This is a genomic window from Paraburkholderia atlantica, from assembly GCF_009362785.1.
In the GTDB taxonomy this organism is placed as follows: Bacteria; Pseudomonadota; Gammaproteobacteria; order Burkholderiales; family Burkholderiaceae; genus Paraburkholderia; species Paraburkholderia atlantica.
The window spans coordinates 261,475-281,439 of sequence record NZ_WHNQ01000007.1; the positions used below are offsets into that span (position 1 = coordinate 261,475).

The 19,965-nt window shown below is 65.0% G+C and carries 19 protein-coding genes; 10 read left to right on the top strand and 9 right to left on the bottom strand.

Features of this window, described 5'->3' with window-relative positions; translation table 11 throughout:
• Window positions 1–40: 40 nt before the first annotated feature.
• The 5 genes from GCT19_RS13315 to GCT19_RS13335 form a co-directional block, all read right to left on the bottom strand.
• The gene (locus tag GCT19_RS13315) at window positions 41–670 is read right to left on the bottom strand and encodes a HutD/Ves family protein (RefSeq protein WP_152852202.1); all 630 of its coding nucleotides are present in this window, start codon (window positions 668–670) and stop codon (window positions 41–43) included.
• Window positions 671–699: 29 nt separating this feature from the next.
• A complete protein-coding gene (gene hutU / locus GCT19_RS13320) occupies window positions 700–2,388 on the bottom strand; it encodes a urocanate hydratase (protein WP_152852203.1) in 1,689 nt (562 codons plus the stop codon).
• A gap of 78 nt (window positions 2,389–2,466) precedes the next feature.
• Window positions 2,467–3,162, bottom strand: coding sequence for a histidine utilization repressor (gene hutC, locus GCT19_RS13325; protein ID WP_018432337.1), 696 nt, complete (start codon window positions 3,160–3,162; stop codon window positions 2,467–2,469).
• Window positions 3,163–3,187: 25 nt separating this feature from the next.
• On the bottom strand, window positions 3,188–4,708 hold the full coding sequence (gene hutH / locus GCT19_RS13330; RefSeq protein ID WP_013089060.1) for a histidine ammonia-lyase: 1,521 nt from the start codon (window positions 4,706–4,708) through the stop codon (window positions 3,188–3,190).
• Window positions 4,709–4,984: 276 nt separating this feature from the next.
• Window positions 4,985–5,908: a LysR family transcriptional regulator gene (locus GCT19_RS13335; protein ID WP_018432338.1), complete on the bottom strand. Its 924-nt coding sequence runs from the start codon at window positions 5,906–5,908 to the stop codon at window positions 4,985–4,987.
• 103 nt (window positions 5,909–6,011) lie between these two features.
• Here GCT19_RS13335 and GCT19_RS13340 point away from each other — a divergent pair, with 103 nt between their 5' ends.
• The gene (locus GCT19_RS13340) at window positions 6,012–6,926 is read left to right on the top strand and encodes an NAD-dependent epimerase/dehydratase family protein (protein ID WP_152852204.1); all 915 of its coding nucleotides are present in this window, start codon (window positions 6,012–6,014) and stop codon (window positions 6,924–6,926) included.
• 130 nt (window positions 6,927–7,056) lie between these two features.
• Complete coding sequence (locus GCT19_RS13345) at window positions 7,057–7,239, top strand: hypothetical protein (protein ID WP_018432340.1); 183 nt, start codon at window positions 7,057–7,059, stop codon at window positions 7,237–7,239.
• A 75-nt stretch (window positions 7,240–7,314) separates the two neighbouring features.
• On the opposite strand, the gene GCT19_RS13350 is transcribed toward GCT19_RS13345, so the two are convergent.
• Together GCT19_RS13350 and GCT19_RS13355 are read right to left on the bottom strand one after the other, a co-directional pair.
• Window positions 7,315–8,061 carry a DUF899 domain-containing protein gene (locus tag GCT19_RS13350; RefSeq protein ID WP_013089056.1) on the bottom strand — a complete coding sequence of 249 codons (747 nt, stop codon included), beginning with the start codon at window positions 8,059–8,061 and terminating at the stop codon, window positions 7,315–7,317.
• 173 nt (window positions 8,062–8,234) lie between these two features.
• Window positions 8,235–9,629, bottom strand: coding sequence for an NCS2 family permease (locus GCT19_RS13355; protein WP_408582384.1), 1,395 nt, complete (start codon window positions 9,627–9,629; stop codon window positions 8,235–8,237).
• Window positions 9,630–10,172: 543 nt separating this feature from the next.
• On the opposite strand from GCT19_RS13355, the gene GCT19_RS13360 reads away from it, so the two are divergent.
• Window positions 10,173–11,156 (top strand): PRC-barrel domain-containing protein, encoded by a 984-nt coding sequence (locus GCT19_RS13360; RefSeq protein WP_018432342.1) that lies wholly within the window; start codon window positions 10,173–10,175, stop codon window positions 11,154–11,156.
• Complete coding sequence (locus GCT19_RS13365; RefSeq protein ID WP_018432343.1) at window positions 11,153–12,418, top strand: MFS transporter; 1,266 nt, start codon at window positions 11,153–11,155, stop codon at window positions 12,416–12,418. Before GCT19_RS13360 ends, GCT19_RS13365 begins: the two co-directional genes overlap by 4 nt.
• A gap of 247 nt (window positions 12,419–12,665) precedes the next feature.
• Here the strand turns inward: GCT19_RS13365 and GCT19_RS13370 are convergent, their stop codons facing one another.
• Window positions 12,666–13,175, bottom strand: a complete 510-nt coding sequence (locus tag GCT19_RS13370; protein WP_013089052.1) for a hypothetical protein — start codon at window positions 13,173–13,175, stop codon at window positions 12,666–12,668.
• A gap of 331 nt (window positions 13,176–13,506) precedes the next feature.
• Here GCT19_RS13370 and GCT19_RS13375 point away from each other — a divergent pair, with 331 nt between their 5' ends.
• The 5 genes from GCT19_RS13375 to GCT19_RS13395 are packed head-to-tail and all read left to right on the top strand — an operon-like array spanning window position 13,507 to window position 18,088.
• Window positions 13,507–14,652 carry a c-type cytochrome gene (locus GCT19_RS13375; protein ID WP_152852206.1) on the top strand — a complete coding sequence of 382 codons (1,146 nt, stop codon included), beginning with the start codon at window positions 13,507–13,509 and terminating at the stop codon, window positions 14,650–14,652.
• Between the two features lie 13 nt (window positions 14,653–14,665).
• Window positions 14,666–16,426, top strand: a complete 1,761-nt coding sequence (ctaD, locus tag GCT19_RS13380; RefSeq protein WP_018432345.1) for a cytochrome c oxidase subunit I — start codon at window positions 14,666–14,668, stop codon at window positions 16,424–16,426.
• A complete protein-coding gene (locus tag GCT19_RS13385) occupies window positions 16,423–17,034 on the top strand; it encodes a cytochrome c oxidase subunit 3 (RefSeq protein WP_026228074.1) in 612 nt (203 codons plus the stop codon). The genes ctaD and GCT19_RS13385 overlap by 4 nt, the downstream gene beginning before the upstream one ends.
• The gene (locus tag GCT19_RS13390) at window positions 17,031–17,738 is read left to right on the top strand and encodes a heme-copper oxidase subunit III family protein (protein WP_152852207.1); all 708 of its coding nucleotides are present in this window, start codon (window positions 17,031–17,033) and stop codon (window positions 17,736–17,738) included. The genes GCT19_RS13385 and GCT19_RS13390 overlap by 4 nt, the downstream gene beginning before the upstream one ends.
• 8 nt (window positions 17,739–17,746) lie before the next feature.
• Window positions 17,747–18,088, top strand: coding sequence for a cytochrome C oxidase subunit IV family protein (locus GCT19_RS13395; RefSeq protein ID WP_018432348.1), 342 nt, complete (start codon window positions 17,747–17,749; stop codon window positions 18,086–18,088).
• A gap of 238 nt (window positions 18,089–18,326) precedes the next feature.
• Here the strand turns inward: GCT19_RS13395 and GCT19_RS13400 are convergent, their stop codons facing one another.
• Window positions 18,327–18,884: a glycine zipper domain-containing protein gene (locus tag GCT19_RS13400; protein WP_013089046.1), complete on the bottom strand. Its 558-nt coding sequence runs from the start codon at window positions 18,882–18,884 to the stop codon at window positions 18,327–18,329.
• A gap of 431 nt (window positions 18,885–19,315) precedes the next feature.
• Between GCT19_RS13400 and GCT19_RS13410 the strand changes: the two genes are divergently transcribed.
• Window positions 19,316–19,828, top strand: coding sequence for a hypothetical protein (locus tag GCT19_RS13410; protein WP_152852245.1), 513 nt, complete (start codon window positions 19,316–19,318; stop codon window positions 19,826–19,828).
• Window positions 19,829–19,965: the final 137 nt, after the last annotated feature.

Here is a 19,965-nt window from a genome sequence, read left to right on the forward strand (position 1 = left end):
CGTGATGGAGCGCATGCGCTGTCCGATCACGGTTGAATCGTCATCGCGTGTAGCGGATCGTGATCGCAAGCACGGCGCCATCGCCCGTTAGCGTGCAAGCGAGCGCGTTCGGCCCGTCGACGCGCAACGTATCGCCGGTGTCGAGCCGCACCGTTTGCGCGTGATCCGGCGCCAACGCGACCGTAACCGCGCCGCCCGCGCAAAACAGCAGCGCCACGTCGCCGTCGAGCACGCGCGGCGCGTCCTGCTTCGCGCCGACACGCCACACGTCCAAGTCGCCCTGCGCCACGTCGCGCCGCACCATCAGGTTGAAGTCGCGCGTCGCGCCGTCGACGAGCCTTGCGTCGATGCGCGTCTCGCCGTCAAAGCGCGCGATGTCGAGCGGCTGCCGCAACACATGCGTCGACACGACGCCGGCGTCGCCGAGCTCATCGAGCAGCATGCCCGCGCCAGACAGCAACACGAGCGTGCGGTCGACGCAGTCGAAACGCGAGAACGGCCCGGCCTGCGCGACATCGGCGACGCTCACGCGCCACACGAAATGGCCGCTCGCCGCGCCCTGGCCGCCGCGCTGCGACGGAAACGCCGCGACTTCGCGCGTAACGCCGCCGCCGTTTTTCCACGGCGCCGCCACGAGCTCGGCGCCGCGAATCAACGTGACGTTTGCCATGTCGCCAGCGTGGTTGGCCTGGGTCACGATCAGCGGCCCAGCATCGGCAGATTGAGACCCGCCTCGCGTGCGGTTTGTTGCGCGAGTTCATAACCCGCATCCGCGTGACGCATCACGCCGGTGGCCGGATCGTTCAGCAGCACACGGCCGAGGCGCTGGTGCGCGGCTTCGGTGCCGTCCGCGACGATCACGACGCCCGAGTGCTGCGAGAAGCCCATGCCGACGCCGCCGCCGTGATGCAGCGACACCCACGACGCACCGCCCGCCGTGTTCAGCAGCGCGTTCAGCAGCGGCCAGTCGCTGACCGCGTCCGAGCCGTCCTTCATCGATTCGGTTTCGCGGTTCGGGCTCGCGACCGAGCCCGTGTCGAGATGATCGCGGCCGATCACGATCGGCGCCTTCAGCTCGCCATTCTTGACCATTTCATTGAACGCCTGACCGAGACGATAACGATCCTTCACCCCGACCCAGCAGATCCGCGCCGGCAGACCTTGGAACGCGATGCGCTCGCGCGCCATATCGAGCCAGTTGTGCAGATGCGGATCGTCGGGGATCAGTTCCTTGACCTTCGCATCGGTCTTGTAGATGTCCTCGGGATCTCCCGACAGCGCGACCCAGCGGAACGGCCCCTTGCCTTCGCAGAACAGCGGGCGGATATACGCCGGCACGAAGCCGGGGAAATCGAATGCATTTTCCACGCCCATTTCGAGCGCCATCTGACGGATGTTGTTGCCGTAGTCGAGCGTGGCCGCGCCGCGTTCCTGCAACGTCAACATCGCCTGCACCTGCCTCGCCATCGACTGTTTGGCCGGCGTGACGATACTGTCCGGCGCGGTCTTCTGACGCTCGCGCCAGTCTTCCACCGTCCAGCCCTGCGGCAGGTAGCCGTGGATCGGATCGTGCGCGCTGGTCTGGTCGGTCACGCAGTCCGGCGTGATGCCGCGCGCGACGCATTCGGCGAACACGTCGGCGGCATTGCCGAGCAGGCCGACCGAAATCGGCGTGCCGGTCTTCTTCGCTTCGTCGAGCATCGCGAGCGCTTCATCGAGCGTCTTCGCTTTTCTGTCGACGTAGCGCGTCTTCAGACGGAAGTCGATGCGCGTCTCGTCGCATTCCACCGCGATCATCGAGAAACCCGCCATCGTCGCCGCAAGCGGCTGCGCGCCGCCCATGCCGCCGAGACCGCCGGTCAGAATCCAGCGGCCCTTCGGGTCACCGTTGAAGTGCTCGTTCGCGACCGCGAAGAAGGTCTCGTAGGTGCCCTGCACGATGCCCTGGCTGCCGATGTAGATCCAGCTGCCCGCGGTCATCTGGCCGTACATCATCAGGCCCTTGCGGTCGAGTTCGTGGAAGTGCTCCCACGTCGCCCAATGCGGCACGAGGTTCGAATTCGCGAGCAGCACGCGCGGCGCGTCCGCATGCGTGCGGAACACGCCGACCGGCTTGCCCGATTGAATCAGCAGCGTTTCGTCTTCGTTCAAATCCTTCAGCGACGCGAGGATCTGGTCGAAGCAATCCCAGTTGCGCGCGGCGCGGCCGATGCCGCCGTACACGACGAGCGCGTGCGGGTGCTCGGCGACTTCGGGGTCCAGATTGTTCTGGATCATCCGGTACGCGGCTTCCGCGATCCAGGTCTTGCAGGTCTTTTCCGCGCCGCGCGGTGCGCGGATCGTGCGAGTCGGATCAAGACGCGGATCGATGTGTTTCGGATTGTTCATGGTGTCCCTCGGAATGCGGAAGATGTTCGATAAAGATTCGGCGAAGACGAAAAAGCGCGAAAAGGCGAAAACGCGAATTCAGAAATGCCCAGTGAAGCGGTAACGGGTGCCCGGGTGCCACAGGTTCGCGATCGAGGCGACCGCGCCTTGCGACCACGTGCGCCGATGCAGCACCAGACACGGCTCGCGTTCACTCATGTTCAACAGCTCGCGCGTGATGTCGTCGGCGGCGAGCGCCTCGATGCGGTACTCGACGCGCTGCAGCGGCGCGACGCGCACGAGGTACTGGTTCGGCGTCGTGTTCGTGAAGTCCTGCAACCCGTATTCGGGCGCGACGGCCGGATTGACCCAGCGTTCCTCCAACTGCACCGGCTCGTCGTTTTCGAAATGCAGCAGACGCGAATGAAACACGGGGCTGCCCGCGCTCACCTGCATCTCTTCGGCGAGCGCCGCATCGGCGATGCTGGCGCCGATGTTCAGCACCTTCGCCTGATAGCGGTGACCGCGCGCAACGATTTCATCGGAGATGCTGCGGATCGCCACCAACGTCGACTCGTACTTGGGCCGCGCGACGAAAGTCCCCGAGCCTTGTACGCGTGTCAGCACCTGCTCCGAGGTCAGCTCGCGCAACGCACGATTGACCGTCATGCGCGCGACGCTGAACTCGCGCGCAAGCTCGTTTTCGGAGGGCACCTGATCGCCTTCGGCCCACTCGCCCGCATGAATGCGCGCGAGGATGAAGTCCTTGATGCCCTGATAGGCGGGTGCGTTCATTGTTGTGATCCGCGCTCTCGACAATTCACTGTTCCGACACGAACGAGAACGGGCTCAGCTTCGCGACCGCGCCGGCCTGCACGAGCTTCGTGACCGCCGCGATGTCCGGTGCGAAGTAGTGATCGAGCTCGTAGTGCGCAACGTCCTTGCGCACGAGGTCCATCACCTTCTGCAGACTCGGGCTGGTCTTGTGCGGCGCGCGCAGATCGACGCCCTGGGCGGCGGCGAGCAGTTCGATCGACAGGATGTTCGCGGTGTTGTCGGCGATATCGCCGAGCTTGCGCGCGGCGAACGTCGCCATCGACACGTGGTCCTCCTGGTTCGCCGACGTAGGCAGCGAATCGACCGAGGCCGGATGCGCGAGCGTCTTGTTCTCCGACGCGAGCGCGGCGGCCGTCACGTGCGCGATCATGAAGCCGGAGTTCACGCCGCCATCCTTGACGAGGAACGGCGGCAGGCCCGACAGCGTCGCGTCGATCAGGAGCGCGATGCGGCGTTCGGCGAGCGCGCCGATTTCCGACGCGGCGAGCGCGAGGTTGTCCGCCGCGAACGCGACCGGCTCGGCGTGGAAGTTGCCGCCCGACAGCACTTCGCCGGTGTCCGGGAAAATCAGCGGATTGTCGGAAACCGCGTTCGCTTCCCTCAGCAGCGTTTCGGCGGCCTGACGCATCTGGTCGAGACACGCGCCCATCACCTGCGGCTGGCAGCGCAGGCTGTACGGGTCCTGCACCTTGTCGCAATCGGCGTGCGACACGTTGATCGCCGAGCCTTGCAGCAGCGAGCGATAAGCGGCCGCCGCGTCGATCTGGCCTTGATGGCCGCGCAGTTCGTGGATGCGCGCATCGAAGGGCTTGACCGAGCCCATCGCCGCATCGACCGACAGCGCGCCGGCGACGAGCGCCGTGCGGAACAGGTCTTCGATCGCGAACATGTTGTACAGCGCGAGCGCGGTCGACGCCTGCGTACCGTTCAGCAGCGCGAGACCTTCCTTCGCCTGCAGCGTCATCGGCTTCAGGCCGACGAGCGCGAGCCCTTCGGTGGCCGGCATGCGCTCGCCCTTTGCGAACACTTCGCCGACGCCGAGCAGGATCGCCGACATATGCGCGAGCGGCGCGAGGTCGCCCGAGGCGCCGACCGAGCCCTTGACCGGGATCACCGGCAGCACGTCGGCGTTGAACAGCGCGATCAGCGCTTCCATCACTTCGCGGCGGATGCCCGAGTGGCCGCGGCCGAGGCTCGACAGCTTCAGCGCGATCAACAGACGCACGACCGGGCGCGACATCGGCTCGCCGACGCCGACCGCGTGCGACAGCACCAGATTGCGTTGCAGCAGTTCGAGCTGATCGCGCGGAATGTGCGTGCTGGCGAGGCGGCCAAAGCCGGTGTTGATGCCATAAGCCGGCTCGCCCTTGGCGGTGATGTCGGCGACGGCCTGCGCGCACGCGTCGATGGCGGCATGGCTCGCGGGATCGAGTTGCAGGGTGACCTGCTCGCGTGCGATCTGGCGCAGTTGCGGCAGGGTCAGGTAGCCGGGCTTCAGAATCATAGTTGTCGTCCTGTCTATACAAGTTCAAATAAGTCTAGCCGGCGAGCCTTGTATATACAACTTGTTTTTCGAGATTTCGTGCCTGGGGATTTCCATTATTTGCCGCATGGCTCGGCGCGAAATCGGCACGTTTGGCCGTTGGCCGCATGTGGTGGATGCGGGACGCATCGGCTGGCGCAGGTCGGTCCTGTGGCTTAAACCACGGTTGTATATACACCTTCGCGGCGCGGCTCGCCCGATATCTGAGTTATAGGAGAGAAGGCGCTGCGACGCGGATCAGAGCTTGACCCGCGCCGCGATGAAATCGAGAAAGCACTGCACGCGCCCGGCGAGCGATGCGCTCTGGTAGTACACCGCATGCACCGGCTGCCGTTCGTCGACGAGCAGGTTGCCGAGAATCGGCACGAGGCGGTGCTCGCGCACGTCGGCGGCGGCCATGAAGTCGGCCAGACAGGCGATACCCCAGCCGGATAGCGCCAGTTGCCGCAAGGTTTCGCCGCTCGATGCGGTGATCGACGGTTCGATCTTCAGCAGCGCGGCTTCGTCCCGCTGCCCGTTGGCGCGCTTCGTTCCCCGGCCCCCTGCCGTCAACGGCCAGCGATTCAGATGCTCCGGCGCCGTAAAGCCGATCAGCCGATGCGCGCGCAACGCATCGAGCGTGGTCGGCTCGCCGTGCTCGGCCAGATACGCCGGGCTCGCGAGCACGCGCAGCCTGCTCTCGCCGAGCGCGCGCGCATGCAGCGTCGAATCCTGCAGCGCGCCGATCCGGATCGCGATGTCGACCTTCTGCTCGAGCAGATCGACGATCCGCTCGTTACTGGTCAGTTCGAGCCGGATCTCCGGATACAGCGCCGAAAACGCGGTCATATGCGGCGCCACGCAATGCAGCATGAACGGCGACGCCGCATCGACGCGCAAGCGCCCCGACGGCCGTTCGCGGCCGCGCGCGACCGACTCCTCGGCCTCTTCGAGCGCGTCGAGAATCGCGCGGGCGCGCCGCAGGAACGCGTCGCCCTCCTCGGTCAGGTGCAGTCGCCGCGTCGTACGCCGCACCAGCGCGGTGTCGAGCTTCTGTTCGAGACGCGTGAGCGCGCGGCTCACGCCCGAGACGGTCTGACCCAGCTTCTCTGCCGCCGCCGTGATCGAACCGCTGTCGATCACGGTGACGAACACCAGCAATTCGTCGGTGGAGGTTTTCATTGTTGATTTCAAATCAAGATTGATTTGAGACTAACACGCTTTTTGCGAGAATCCGCGCGAGCGATACTGCGTGCCTGTCTGGCATTTCCCTCAGGAGAACGTCTTGAAGATTTTCGTTACTGGCGCAAGCGGTTTCATCGGCGGCTCGATCGCGGCGCATCTGGCGCGCGCCGGCCATCAGGTGCGCGGGCTGATCCGCAAGCCCGAACACAGTGCCGAGTTGCAACGGCTCGGCATCGAGCCGGTCATCGGCACGCTCGACGACCGCGCGGTGCTGATCGCCGAAGCGCAAGCGGCCGACGCGGTGATCAACGCCGCGAGCAGCGATCACGAAGGCGCGGCGCGCGCGCTGATCGACGGACTCGCGGGTTCGGGCAAGGTGTTTCTGCACACCAGCGGGTCGAGCATCGTCGGCGATGCGTCGGGCGGCGAAGCCGGTGACGCGCGCATCTATCACGAAGACGCGCTGCCCACCCCGACCGCCGACAAGGCCGCGCGCGTCGCGATCGATCAACTGGTGCTCGACGCCGCGCAGCGCAACGTGCGCTCGGCCGTGCTGTGCAACACGCTGATCTACGGTCACGGCGCGGTGGCCGGCAGCGCGAGCGTGCAGTTGCCGCGGCTCGTGCGCCAGGCGCAGAAGAGCGGCGTCGTGCGTCATGTGGGCAGCGGCGGCAACATCTGGTCGAACGTGCATATCGACGACGTCGCCGAGCTGTACCGCCTCGCGCTCGATAAAACCCCTGCCGGCACGTTCTATTTCGTCGAGAGCGGCGAAGCGTCGTTCAGCGACATGAGCGCCGCGATTGCACGCGCGATGAAGCTCGGCGCGCCGCAAGACTGGCCGCTCGAAGACGCGAAACAGGAATGGGGCTACGAAATGGCCTCGTACGGCCTGGGCTCGAATAGCCGCGTGCGCGGCGAACGCGCGCGCAAGCTGCTTGGCTGGCAACCGCGGCGCACGTCAGTGATCGAATGGATCGAACGCGACATGATGGTGCCGCAAAGCGCCGTCTGACGGGGCTTTGCGCGCCACGCACCGTAAACTGTGTAAGCGCGGCCGTTGCGAATCCGTAAGCTCATTTCGCTAGAATCGCGGGCACCTGACGGTGCGATGCCACCGTCGCATACCCGCTCCGATTCGACCGATGAGCTTCGCGCTGAACTTCGACTGGCTGACCAACCTGATGGCGATTCTGTTCGTCGTAGCGTGTCTGTATGACACGCGCTACGACGAATACGGGGTTCTGACGCTGGCCGCCGCCGCGATGAGCCTCATCGTGATGGCGATGGAAATGTTCCTCAAACCCGCCTTCGACATGGCGCTGTAACGAGCTTTGCAGGAGGCGGCGCGCCGGCTTGGCGCGGCGCGCGCCCCTCACCCTCTGCATCGACGCTTCACCATTTCACACCGTGTACGATCCGCAGGCCGGGCAAGCCGCGCGCGCGTGATCGTCATAGCGGTCGTGATGCCTGACCCAGTCGGTCAGATTGCTCTGCTCGTTGCGGCCTTTCGGCGCGATGTCCAGCAGCGCGTAGGTGTTCACGAAGCGCTCGTCGCCGCGCGCGTAGCATGAGTACGTGTGGTACACGTCGCCGTTTTCGTCCTTGTAGAACACGCTGTGGCCGTGCTGTTCGTCAATGCCGACGTCCTGCTCGGTGAAGTTGTAGAACGCCTTTTTGCTCGCCAGCTGCTCGGGCGTGAACGACACGTGGTAGTCGAAATTGAAATCGCTGCCGCTCGACGACACCCACGGAAAGGTCCATCCCATGCGCCGCTTGAACGCGTCGATCTTCTCGAGCGGCGCGTGCGATACCGTCACATAGCTGACGTCGTGATGGACCAGATGCGTGAGAATGCCGCTCATATGGTCCGACAGGAACGAGCAGCCGACGCACCCCTCCTCCCAGTCCGGGCCCAGCATGAAGTGATAAACGATCAGCTGGCTGCGGCCGTCGAACAGTTCCGCGAGCGTCTTGCGGCCGTCAGGCGTATCGAACGTATAAAGCTTGTCGACCTTGACCCACGGCAATTCGCGACGCTTGCGCGCAAGTTCGTCGCCGGCGCGCATATGCGCTTTTTCGTCGGCGAGCAGCGCGCGGCTCGCGGCCAGCCACTCTTCCCGGCTGCCGATGCGATGTTGCGGTTCCATCTGCGTCTCCTTTCCTGCGCATGCAGGGCTTGACCATAAGGATATGGTTTAGAAGCGCCGGCGCGGAAGTCAAGGACAGTGGGCACCGAGGACCGGACAAAAAGATACGCGGCACGCCGCGGATCGCGACGCACCGCGTCAAGGTGGAGAACCACGACTACCTGCAACGAAACTCAGATCGCCCAGCCGCCGACATAAAACCCGACCAGCACCACCGCGATCGCCACGGTGCCCACGTTGAGCTTGCGATACTCGCCGCTGACGACGCGTCCGATCACGAGCGTCGCGAAGCCGAGCATGATGCCGGTCACGATGTTCGCGGTCAGCACGATGAACACCGCGCACACGAGTCCCGCCATCGCGTCGACCATGTCGTCCATATGCAGCTTGCTGACGTTCGACAGCATCAGCAGCCCCACGTACATCAGCGCGGGCGCGGTCGCGTACGAAGGCACCAGCGCGGCGAGCGGCGAGAAGAACATCACGACCAGAAACAGCAGACCGACGACCGCCGCCGCCATCCCGGTCTTCGCGCCCGCCGCGACCCCGACCGTCGATTCGATATACGCGGCCGCCGGCGCGCCGCCGAGCAGGCCCGAGAAGATCGAGCTCAGCGAATCGGCGGTCAGCGCGCGGCCGCCGTTGATGATGCGGCCGTTCTCGTCGAGTTGCCCCGCCTGGCCGGCGACCGCGCGGATCGTGCCGGTCGCGTCGAACACCGCGGTCATCACGAGCGCGAGCACGCTCGGCAGCACCGCCATCGACAGCACGCCCTTCACGTCCATCGCGCCGATCAGCGACGCGTGCCCCGGCGCGCTCAACGACGGCACCGCGAAGATGCCGTGAAACGCCACGGCCGGATCGATCGCGAGCCCGATCGCCGAGATCGCGACGATCACGATCAGGATCGAGCCCGGCACGCGCCGCCGCACCAGCCCGAAGATCGCGGCGAGTCCCGCGACCGACATCAGCGCCGGCAACGCCGTGATATTGCCGAGCGACACCGGCAGCCCGGCGCCCGGATTCTTGACGACGAGGCCGACGTCGTTCGCGGCGATCAGCAGCAGGAACAGGCCGATGCCGATGCCGGTGCCGTGCGCGATGCCGGTCGGCAGATTGCGCAGAATCCACGAGCGCACGCCGGTCACCGAAATCGTCGTGAACACGACGCCCATCAGGAACACCGCGCCGAGCGCGACGTTCGGATGCAGGCCCTTGCCGAGCACGAGGCCGAACGCGGTGAACGCGGTCAGCGAGATCGCGCAGCCGATCGCGATCGGCAGACGCGCCCACACGCCCATCAGCAGCGAGCCGAACGCCGTGGTCAGACACACGGCGACGAACACCGCGCTGGTATCGAAGCCCGCCTTGCCGAACATGCCCGGCACGACGAATACCGAATAGACCATCGCGAGGAAGGTCGTGATGCCCGCGACGATCTCCCGGCGCTGCGTGCTGCCGCGCGCGGAAATGTCGAAGTAGCGGTCGAGAAAGCCTTTACCGCGGAATGATCCGGTGTCGAAGGATTCGCTCGCGACGTCGGAATTCGCGAGGGCCTGGGGTTCCATCATGATGAGTGCCTCCTTTATCAGCGCGCTGAAACGGCCGCTGGCGCGGCCGTCATCAGGTTCGTCTCGTGGAATTGTTGGTGTGGGTAACGCTTTTCTGAGTCGAAATGTAGGTGAAGAGAACTATGTGTCCAATCGCATGTATGGCATGCCGGGCATGTCGCGCGACTTATAACTTTTGCGCGGCGGTCGCTCACGCGAGCACTGCGCGCGTTTACACCTACGATGTCGGAGCCGCCGCGAAACGTGCCGAACCCATCGCGGCGATGGCGTTCCAGGCACGCGGCGTGCAGCGCCGTATCGCCAGAGCATCGGCGAAACGCCTGCAAGCCTGTCCGCGAAAGCCTGTCCGCGCGGCAGCGCAGGTTAAACTCTGGGCCGTACCCCATTCCAACCGCGGCGGCTCATCGCGCCCGTCCGCACCTGCCCGTGGAGTTTTTCCCGATGACTGGCGGTTTTCCGCGCCCCGCCGGGCGCCTGCCGATTGTCCCGTTTGGACCGCTTGGATCGCTTCGCCCGCTCGAGTCGCCTGATTCGCTAGAGATGCTTCGATTGTTTCGCTGGCTATGCACCGTGGCCGCGCTGTTCGCGCTCGCCGCGCTGTCCGGTTGCAGCAGCCTGCTGTGGGGTACGCAGCAGGCGCCGATCGTCGACGCGAGGGTGATGCCGGTCGAGCCGGCGAGCGCGCCGGTCGCCGCATCGGCGCCCGAGCCGGTCGAGACCGAGGCGAACGAGGGGCCGGAGGAGCCGAAGAAGCCGAAGAAGCCGGTCGTCAAGCCGCACAAGGTCGAACCGCCGCCGCCCGTCGTCGTGCCGGCTCCGCCGCCGCCCCCGCCACCGCCGCCGCCGCTGATCGTGCTGCGCACGATCGAGCGCAGCGACGCGCACACGCTGCTCGACAGCCAGGTGCAGAAACCCGACGGCAAGGTGGTTGGCCGCGCGGTCGACATGACTGCCGACGCAGCCGGCAAGCCGCGTGAAATGGTCGTCAATCTGCAGGGCTTCCTCGGCGTCGGGGATCGCAAGGTGAACTTCCCGTGGGGCGCGTTCCACTTCACGCCGACCGCGAAGGGCGCGCCGATCACGCTGACCGCGACGGCCGTGCCGGCCGCCGCGAACAAAACGAACGCGCTGGAGCTGGCGCTGCTCGATGCGACCGTCGAGCGCGCGAACGGCGCCAAGGTGGGCCGCGTGGTCGACGTGCTGATCGACGGCAACGCGCAGCCGCAGGCGGTCGTGCTCGACGTCAGCGGCATCGTCAGCACCGACCGGCGCACGATCGCCGCGAACTGGTCGGCGCTGCGCTTCGTTACGCGCGACAAGGAGCTGCATCCGCAGATCGAGCTGAGCGACGCGCAGATCAACGCGACGCCGCCCTATGTGGCCGACAAGCCGATCCGCGCGGTGTCGCCGGCGCCGCCACCCGCACCGCCTGCGCAGTCTGCCGCGAGCGCCGCGCCGGCGGCCTCGGCGCCGCCGGCCGCAGCGTCGGCCGTCGCGGTTTCCAACGCACGGGCGGTCCGATGACGGTCCGCACTCAGGTCACGGCGCGAAGTCTGCGCGCGCTCGATTGGCTCAACTTCTTCGTCGCCAATGTGCAGACGGGCTTCGGGCCGTTCATCGCGTCGTATCTCGCGTCGCACAAGTGGACCCAGGGCGAGATCGGCATGGTGCTGTCGGTCGGCACGATCAGCGCGATGGTCAGCCAGGTGCCCGGCGGCGCCGCGGTCGATGCGTTGCGCAACAAGAAGGCGGCGGCCGCGTGGGCGATCACCGCGATCATCCTGAGCGCGATGCTGCTCGCGATGAGCCCGACCCTGCTGCCGGTGATCGCCGCCGAGGTGTTCCACGGCTTCGCGAGCTGCATGCTGACGCCGGCGCTCGCGGCGATCTCGTTCGCGCTGGTGGGTCGCGCGAAGCTCGGCGACCGGCTCGGCCGCAATGCGCGCTGGGCGTCGATCGGCAGCGCGGTCGCGGCCGGTCTGATGGGACTGTTCGGCGAGTACTACTCGCCGCGCGCAGTGTTCTTTCTGACCGCCGGTCTCGCGGTTCCCGCGCTGATCGCGCTATCGATGATCCAGCGCACCGACACGATCGAGCTGCCGCAAGCGCTGCCCACCCCCGAGCAGCTCGAGCGCCGCGAAAGCCTGCGCGAGCTGCTGCGCGACCGGCGCATGCTGCTGTTCGCCGCGTGCATCGTGCTGTTCCATCTGTCGAACGCGGCGATGCTGAACCTCGCAGCCGGCGAAGTGACGGCCGGCATGGGCGACAACGTGCAGCTCGTGATCGCGGCGTGCATCATCGTGCCGCAGGCGATCGTCGCGATGATGTCGCCGTGGGTCGGACGCTCGGCCGAACGCTGGGGCCGCCGGCCGATCCTGCTGCTCGGCTTCTCCGCACTGCCGCTGCGCGCGCTGCTGTTCGCGGGCATCAGCAGCCCTTATCTGCTCGTGCCGGTGCAGATGCTCGACGGCTTGAGCGCCGCGGTATTCGGCGTGATGCTGCCGCTGATCGCCGCCGACGTCGCCGGCGACAAGGGCCGTTACAACCTGTGTATCGGTCTGTTCGGACTCGCGGCCGGCATCGGCGCGACGCTGAGCACGACCGCGGCGGGCTTCGTCGCCGATCGTTTCGGCAACATGGTGAGCTTCTTCTGCCTCGCGGCGGCCGGTGCACTCGCGGTGCTGCTGGTGTGGGCGGCGATGCCCGAGACGCGCGTGGCGGCAACCAGCAACGGCGATGGCAATGGCGCGGCGGTGCCTGGGCGTGGGAAGTCGGCGGCGCGGTGAGGCGCGTCAGGTGTATGAGTCGGCGCGTGAGCTGACTGTCATAGTCAGTTCGCGCCGCAAGCGGCTGAACCATTCCGACGGCGTCGTGCCGTCACACTGGGCGGTCAGCGGCGCCGTGTTCGTGAGCTGGAACGATTCGGTCTGCGGTTTGTAGATTTTTTTTGTGTCGGCTCTTCAAGAAATACACACGTTCAAGAAAGTCGTGACGAAGGACAAGGGGCGCCGATGGCCTCGTCTCGACTGCTACTCAGGGGAAGATCGGGGTCGTCGGCTCCGCACCTTCGAGATCGGCCTTCGGAAAATGATGCGCGACCATCTGCTCGATCTCCTGTTCGCGCGATCCAGGCACGTCGGCCATGATCAGAATCTGGCCGTCACGGATGGCGCCGCGAAAGCGCTCGAGTCGTGCGTTCGGTTCGTCGACGCCGATCATCGTGGCCGTCCAGGCTCCGAAGCCGGCACCTGTCAACGTCAATGCGACGACGGCTCCGCCCGCAATCGTGAGCCCCGCGGGAGGAAACACCAGTGCCACGAGGCCGAGAAGCGCGCCGGTCGCACCGCCGAGCGCAACGCCGCGTTCTAGCGAGTGCACGACGTCGCTGCTTTGCAGTAAGGATGCCTCGGGTAACTGTTCGAGTGCGACACTGTGATTCGCGAGGACATGGATATGTCGCCATGTGATCCGCGCCCGCAGCAAGTCGTCTACGATCGCCTTCGCCGTCGTCGTGTCAGGTACGAGGAAATAAAGACGTCTCATGTCGGCTCTCCATCAATCAAGGAGTCCCCCAACGGGTCGATGCTGTTTATCGTACCCCTGCCGCGTGCCATCAGGAGACATAGTTGGCCTGGGAAATCGATGCAGGAGGCGGCCGTTTCGCATTGCATCGCAGCAAGCGGCTCCTCCATTCATCCGCCCTATACATGGGGCGCACTTCCCCCTTGCGCAGCCTTGCACGATGCAGAGGAGAGGACTACCTTTGGTCTAAAGACGTGCCGGCGCGGACAGTACCGAAGTACGGCAAGGCGGCGCCGACGCCTGGGGCCTTTTGTTAGCGGCTCCCAGCGAGTGACGCGCAGCGAGGTGACCTATGTCGCTTGCGATTGCCCTGTTCCTGATCATCGTATTGGCGGTGGGGTTTCACTTTGCCAGCCCGTGGTGGACCACGCCGATCGCCTCGAACTGGGTGCGCATGGACGACATGCTGACGATCACGCTCGTCATTACCGGCGTGTTCTTCATCGCGATCAACCTGTTCATCGTGATCGCACTGGTGCGCTACCGCCACCGCAAGGGTCATCGCGCTGACTACGAGCCGCACAACAGGCGGCTGGAATGGTGGCTGATCGGCCTGACCTCGGTAGGCGTGGCAGCGTTGCTGGCACCGGGGCTCTTCGTCTACGCGGACTACATACGGCCGCCGTCCAACGTGCTGCAGATGGAAGTGTTCGCCCAGCAATGGCAATGGCGCTTCCGCTTTGCCGGCCCCGGCGGCAAGCTGGGCACGACGGACGTGCGCTACATCAGCAACGACAACCCCTTCGGCATGAACCCCGGCGACCCCAACGGCCGTGACAACTACCTGATCGAGACACCCGAGGTGCACCTGCCGTTGAACCGGCCGATCCAGGTCCTGACACGGTCGCGCGACGTGCTTCATGACTTCTATGTACCGCCGTTCCGCGCGCGCATGAACATAGTGCCCGGCATGGTGACCACCTTCTGGTTCACGCCGACCAAGGCCGGGCGTTACGACATTCTGTGCGCGCAGCTTTGCGGTCTCGGGCACGCCAACATGCGCGGCGTGGTGGTAGTGGAAGACGAAGCATCGTTCGCGCGCTGGCTGACGCAGCAGAGCACGTTCGCGCAGCAGCAGGCCAGGGTGCAGGCCGCAACCGCCGCTGCAGGCGGCGGCGCCCAGGCGCTCGCTAACCAGGGCAAGACGCTCGCAGAGGCCAAGGGCTGCTTCGCCTGCCATACCGTGGACGGCAGTCCGCGCGTGGGCCCCACCTGGAAGGGCCTGTACGGCAAGACCGAAACGATGGCCGACGGCAGCACCGCGAAGGTGGACGAAGCCTATCTGCGCGCCTTCATCCGCAACCCGACGGCCCGCGTCGTGAAGGGCTTCGCACCCATCATGCCGAAGTTCGACCTGAGCGAGCAGGAGCTGACCTCACTGGTGGCCTACATCCAATCGCTAGGCGGCTCGGCCGCCACCAGCGCAGCCCAACCCTAGCGGAGCAGACGCAATGACCTACGCGCACCCCGAACACGGCCCGCAAAGCTTCTGGACCCGGTATGTCTGGAGCCAGGACCACAAGGTCATCGCCGTGCAGTACTCGCTGACGGCCATCGCCATCGGCCTGGTCGGCCTTGTCCTGTCCAACCTGATGCGCTTGCAGCTCGGCTTTCCGGGCAAGTTCAGCTTCATCGACGCCAACCACTACTATCAGTTCGTCACCATGCACGGGATGATCATGGTGATCTACCTGCTGACGGCGCTGTTTCTGGGCGGCTTCGGCAACTACCTGATCCCGCTGATGCTGGGCGCGCGCGACATGGTGTTCCCGTTTCTCAACATGCTGAGCTACTGGGTCTACCTGCTGGCCGTGCTGGTGCTGGTGTCGAGCTTCTTCGTGCCAGGCGGGCCGACCGGCGCGGGCTGGACGCTGTATCCACCCCAGGCGATCCTGCCGGGCACGCCGGGCGTGGAATGGGGCATCGTGTTGATGCTGGTGTCGCTGGCGATCTTCATCGTCGCGGCAACGATGGGCGGCTTGAATTACGTCACCACCACACTGCAGGCGCGCACGCGCGGCATGACGCTCATGCGCATGCCGCTCACGGTGTGGGGCATCTTCGCGGCGACCATTCTGGCGCTGCTGGCGTTTCCGGCGCTGTTCGTGTCGGCGGTGATGATGCTGCTCGACAGGACACTCGGCACCAGCTTCTTTGTGCCGGCCGTGGTGTCGATGGGGCAGACGCTCAAGCATGCCGGCGGCAGCCCGCTGCTGTTCCAGCACCTGTTCTGGTTCTTCGGGCATCCGGAGGTCTACATCGTCGCGCTGCCGGCCTTTGGAATCGTGTCGGACCTGATCAGCACCCACGCGCGCAAGAACATCTTCGGCTACAAGATGATGGTGTGGGCCATCATCATCATCGGTGCGCTGAGCTTCGTGGTCTGGGCGCACCACATGTTCATCGCCGGCATGAATCCGTACTTCGGCTTCTTCTTTGCCACGACCACGCTCATCATCGCCGTTCCGACCGCTCTCAAGGTCTACAACTGGGTGCTGACGCTGTGGCGCGGCGATATCCACCTGACCGTGCCGATGCTGTTTGCCATCGGCTTCATCAGCACCTTCGTGCTGGGTGGGCTAACCGGGCTCTACCTCGGCAACGTGAGCGTGGACATTCCGCTGTCGAACACGTACTTCGTGGTGGCGCACTTCCATATGGTGATGGGCGTGTCGCCGATCCTGGTGGTGTTTGGCGGCATCTACCACTGGTTTCCGAAGGTGACGGGCCGCATGCTCAACGACACGCTCGGGCGCGTGCACTTCTGGGTTACCTTCGTCGGCACCTATGCGATCTACTTCCCGATGCACTATCTCGGCATCCTGGGCATGCCGCGGCGTTATTACCAGTATGAGGGCTACAGCTTCATTCCGCATTCGGCGCAGACGCTCAACACGTTCATCACCGTCGTTGCGCTGATCGTCGCGGCGGCGCAGTTGCTGTTCCTGTACAACCTGGTGTGGAGCCTCGTGCGCGGCAAGCGTGCCGACGGCAACCCGTGGCGCGCCACCACGCTGGAATGGCAGACGCCGCAAACACCGCCCGTGCACGGCAACTGGGGCGCCGTGCAGCCCGTCGTCTACCGCTGGGCGTACGAATACAGCCCGCCGGGGCGCGCGGAAGACTTCGTCCCGCAAAACCAGCCGCCTGAGACGGCGCCCGAACCGGCACCGGCCCACCCGACGCTGCAACCCGGCGAGGCAAGCGAATGACTACACTGCGCCGCTCCTTCGTTCCTGACCCGCCGCCTGTCTTGCCGAATGCGAGCCGCATCGGCCTGATCATCTTCATGGCGGTGGCAACGACATTGTTTTCACTGCTGCTGCTCGCCTATGCGATGCGCATGCGCGAGCCCGACTGGCAGCCGATCCCGCATCCGGCTCTGCTGTGGTGGAACACCGGCGCGCTGGTGCTGGCAAGCATCGCCATGCAGCGCGCCCGGCGGATTACCATGCACCGCGCGGCGTGGCTGCTGTGCGGCGGTGTGCTCGCGGCCGTGTTCGTGATCGGACAACTGAGCGCGTGGCGCATGCTGTCGGCGGCGGGGCAGACTGTCGCCGTCAATCCTTCCAATAGCTTCCTCTACCTGCTCACCGGCCTGCACGGGTTGCATGTGCTGGGCGGGCTGGTGGCCTGGGCCGTGACGATCGCGCGTCTGCAGCGTGGGAACCCGTTCCGGACCCAGCGTGCCATCGCGCTGTGCGCCATCTACTGGCATTTCCTGCTGGCTGTCTGGCTCGTGCTGCTGGCGGCGATGTGGTGGATCACCCCTGGGTTCGTCGCCGCCATCTGCGGGCCGCTGTATGGAGCTGCGCCATGACCACGCCCACGCTCCCGACCGAATCCGCTGTCACCCCGCCCCCCGACGCCGGGCCTGACGGCTGGCGCGGCATCGTCACGGACTGGTCGGCCGACCGCGAGGCCTTCAAGGTGCCGTGGGGCAAGGCGATGATGTGGATCTTCCTGCTGTCGGACACCTTCATCTTCAGCAGTTTCCTGATCGGCTACATGACGGTGCGCATGTCGACCACCGTGCCGTGGCCCGACCCTTCCAAGGTGTTCGGGCTCACTGTCTTCGGCGTGGATGTGCCCTTGCTGCTGATCGCCATCATGACGTTCGTCCTGATCAGCAGCAGCGGCACCATGGCGATGGCTGTCAACTTTGGCTACCGGCGCAACGCCCGGCGCGCCGCCCAACTGTTGCTGGCGACCGCGCTGCTGGGCGCGACCTTCGTGTCGATGCAGGCCTTCGAATGGACCAAGCTGATCGTCCATGAAGGTATCCGCCCCTGGGGTAACCCGCTGGGCGCGGCGCAGTTTGGCGCGTGCTTTTTCATGATCACCGGGTTCCACGGCTTTCACGTGAGTTGCGGTGTGATCTACCTGCTGCTGATAAGACGCAAGATCCTGCAGCCGGGGTTCACCGAGCACGGCAACTTCCAGATCGTGGAGATTGCCGGCTTGTACTGGCACTTCGTCGACCTGGTGTGGGTGTTCATCTTTGCGCTGTTCTATTTGTGGTGAGGCAGACCATGGAACACACCGATCTCGCCCATCGACCCGACGCCGCGCACGGCCAGCAGCATCCGATCGGCATTTACCTGAAGATCTGGGGCCTGCTGTTCGTACTGAGCACGTTGTCGTACATGGTGGATTACTTCCACGTGCAGGGCCTGCTGCGCTGGACGCTGATCATCGTACTGATGATCGCCAAGGCTGGGCTGATCGTGTCGATTTTCATGCACATGATGTGGGAGCGGCTGGCGCTGGTGTACGCGATCCTGATACCGCCCCTGTGCCTGCTGGTGCTGCTGGTGCTGATGGCTGCCGAAGCGCATCACACCTTCGGCATGCGCGAACTCTTCTTCCATTGATCTAATCGCCGACCGTTCCTCGAGTGGCGGGAGTTGCGTCCGGCGCCCGGGTAGTAGACGCGCGCCATCGTGGGGGGCGCCGCCAGCGCGAGCGCATTGCTGCCGAGGCGTTCCGCGCGCAGCGCCAGCACGGGGGCGTGCCTGGAACGCACCGCTCCAAATACGAAACGGCCCGACAAATGCCGGGCCGTTCATGTTTTCTCGCTCGCTGAAAATTTCGGCGAAAAACACCTTCGAATCAGGCGTGCTTCTCACTGAATTCGCTGAGCGGCACAGGCTGCTTGAGCGGATCGAAGTCGGCCCACCGCCCTTGTTGCCAGTTGCCGGTAGCGCGTTCGATCGCCGCGCCTCCCGCATCGCGCAGCACCCGTGCGGCGTCCAACTGGTTGTCCGGCGACACGTGTACGGCCACCAGCACGCCGGAATCACGGATTTCTTCGTCGCTGGCTTCCTGCGTGCGCATCATCGCGCCGACCAATGCGCCGACATACGCACTCACCCCGGCTGCGATCAGCGACACGATGAGCGGCGCCGAAAACACCGCGAAGATCCCGACGCCGAGCACGGCGCCAACCGCTGCGCCAATCGTGACGCCTATCTCGGCACCCTTCGGCGCCTCTCTCGCGTTTGCGTCGGTGCTGGTACCACCGCCGGGCTGAAAACGTGCGTGCTGGCCGGGCGGATTGACGAAAAACAGGGTGACGTCCTCCTCGACGAAACCGGCATTGAAGAGCCGTTGCGCCGCGTCTTCAGCGGCGGGGAATGTCGTAAAGCGTGCTGCGACGATGAGTGACATGTGGCCTCCTTCCATCATTGACTAGCGGTAGCAGACTATGCCGCCCCACCTCACCCGTGCCGAGGCAAAGGTGCACGCGGTGGCACGCACCGGGACTACGCCATGGTGCCGCGATCGGGTTCCATTCCGTCCACTCTGAACAGTCCGCTATGTAACACTACGCCATTGCCGCCGTTCTGGTTGATCACTTTCGCGCACACCGAACGGATAGCTTGCGGCCGTTGCCGAAAGCAGACAGCAAGGCATTTGATCCTCCACTGCCAGTTAAAAGATTAATTATCGATCCGCTGACACGACTGCACGCCACGTGGTCGCCAGAACGAAGATCATTCCTCGGGCTGACGATAGTCACGCGGCGCTATCAATCTCGCGACACAGAGAACTAGAATGAATTATCCGAATCAATCGGGAGAAAAATCGTGCAACTTCACATGGGTTCCCATCAATTCACACACGGCCTGCCCGACTGGCGCGCAGCCGTGCTGGCAGGCGTCATCGCGGGGGCTGTGTTCCTGGCGTTAGGAGTTGTCCTGATGGCAGTGATGACGGGCGGAAGTCTGCTGGAGCCCCCACGCATGGTCGCCGCGATCATGCTGGGACGAGGCGCATTGCAATCGCCGCAATCATTCTCGATTGGCATCGTGCTCGCGGCCTTTGTGGTGCATTTTGGCCTTGCCATCGTATTGGCGCTTATCCTCGGTCTGATCATGACGTCATTCAAGCTTGACTCGAGCATGGGAATGGCTTCACTGGCGGGTGGCGCTTTCGCTGTAGTCGTTTACCTGATCAATTTCTACGGCATGACACAGTTTTTTCCGTGGTTTGCAGAAGCGCGCAACGGCGCCAGCCTGTTCGTTCACATCGTCTTCGGTATCTGCGTCGCGAACCTGTACATGAGACTGGAGCGCAACAGGGTCAGGGCGGACGCGGGCGGCCCGTCGTAGTCCGGTCGCAATCAAACGAGCAGGTCACGAATTCACCGGTGATGCGCGGCGTTCGTATTGACACCGCGGTGCAAACGACAAAAGAGGCGCGATCGAAATATCACGCCTCTTTTTTTACAGCCGACCGCAGTCCCCGT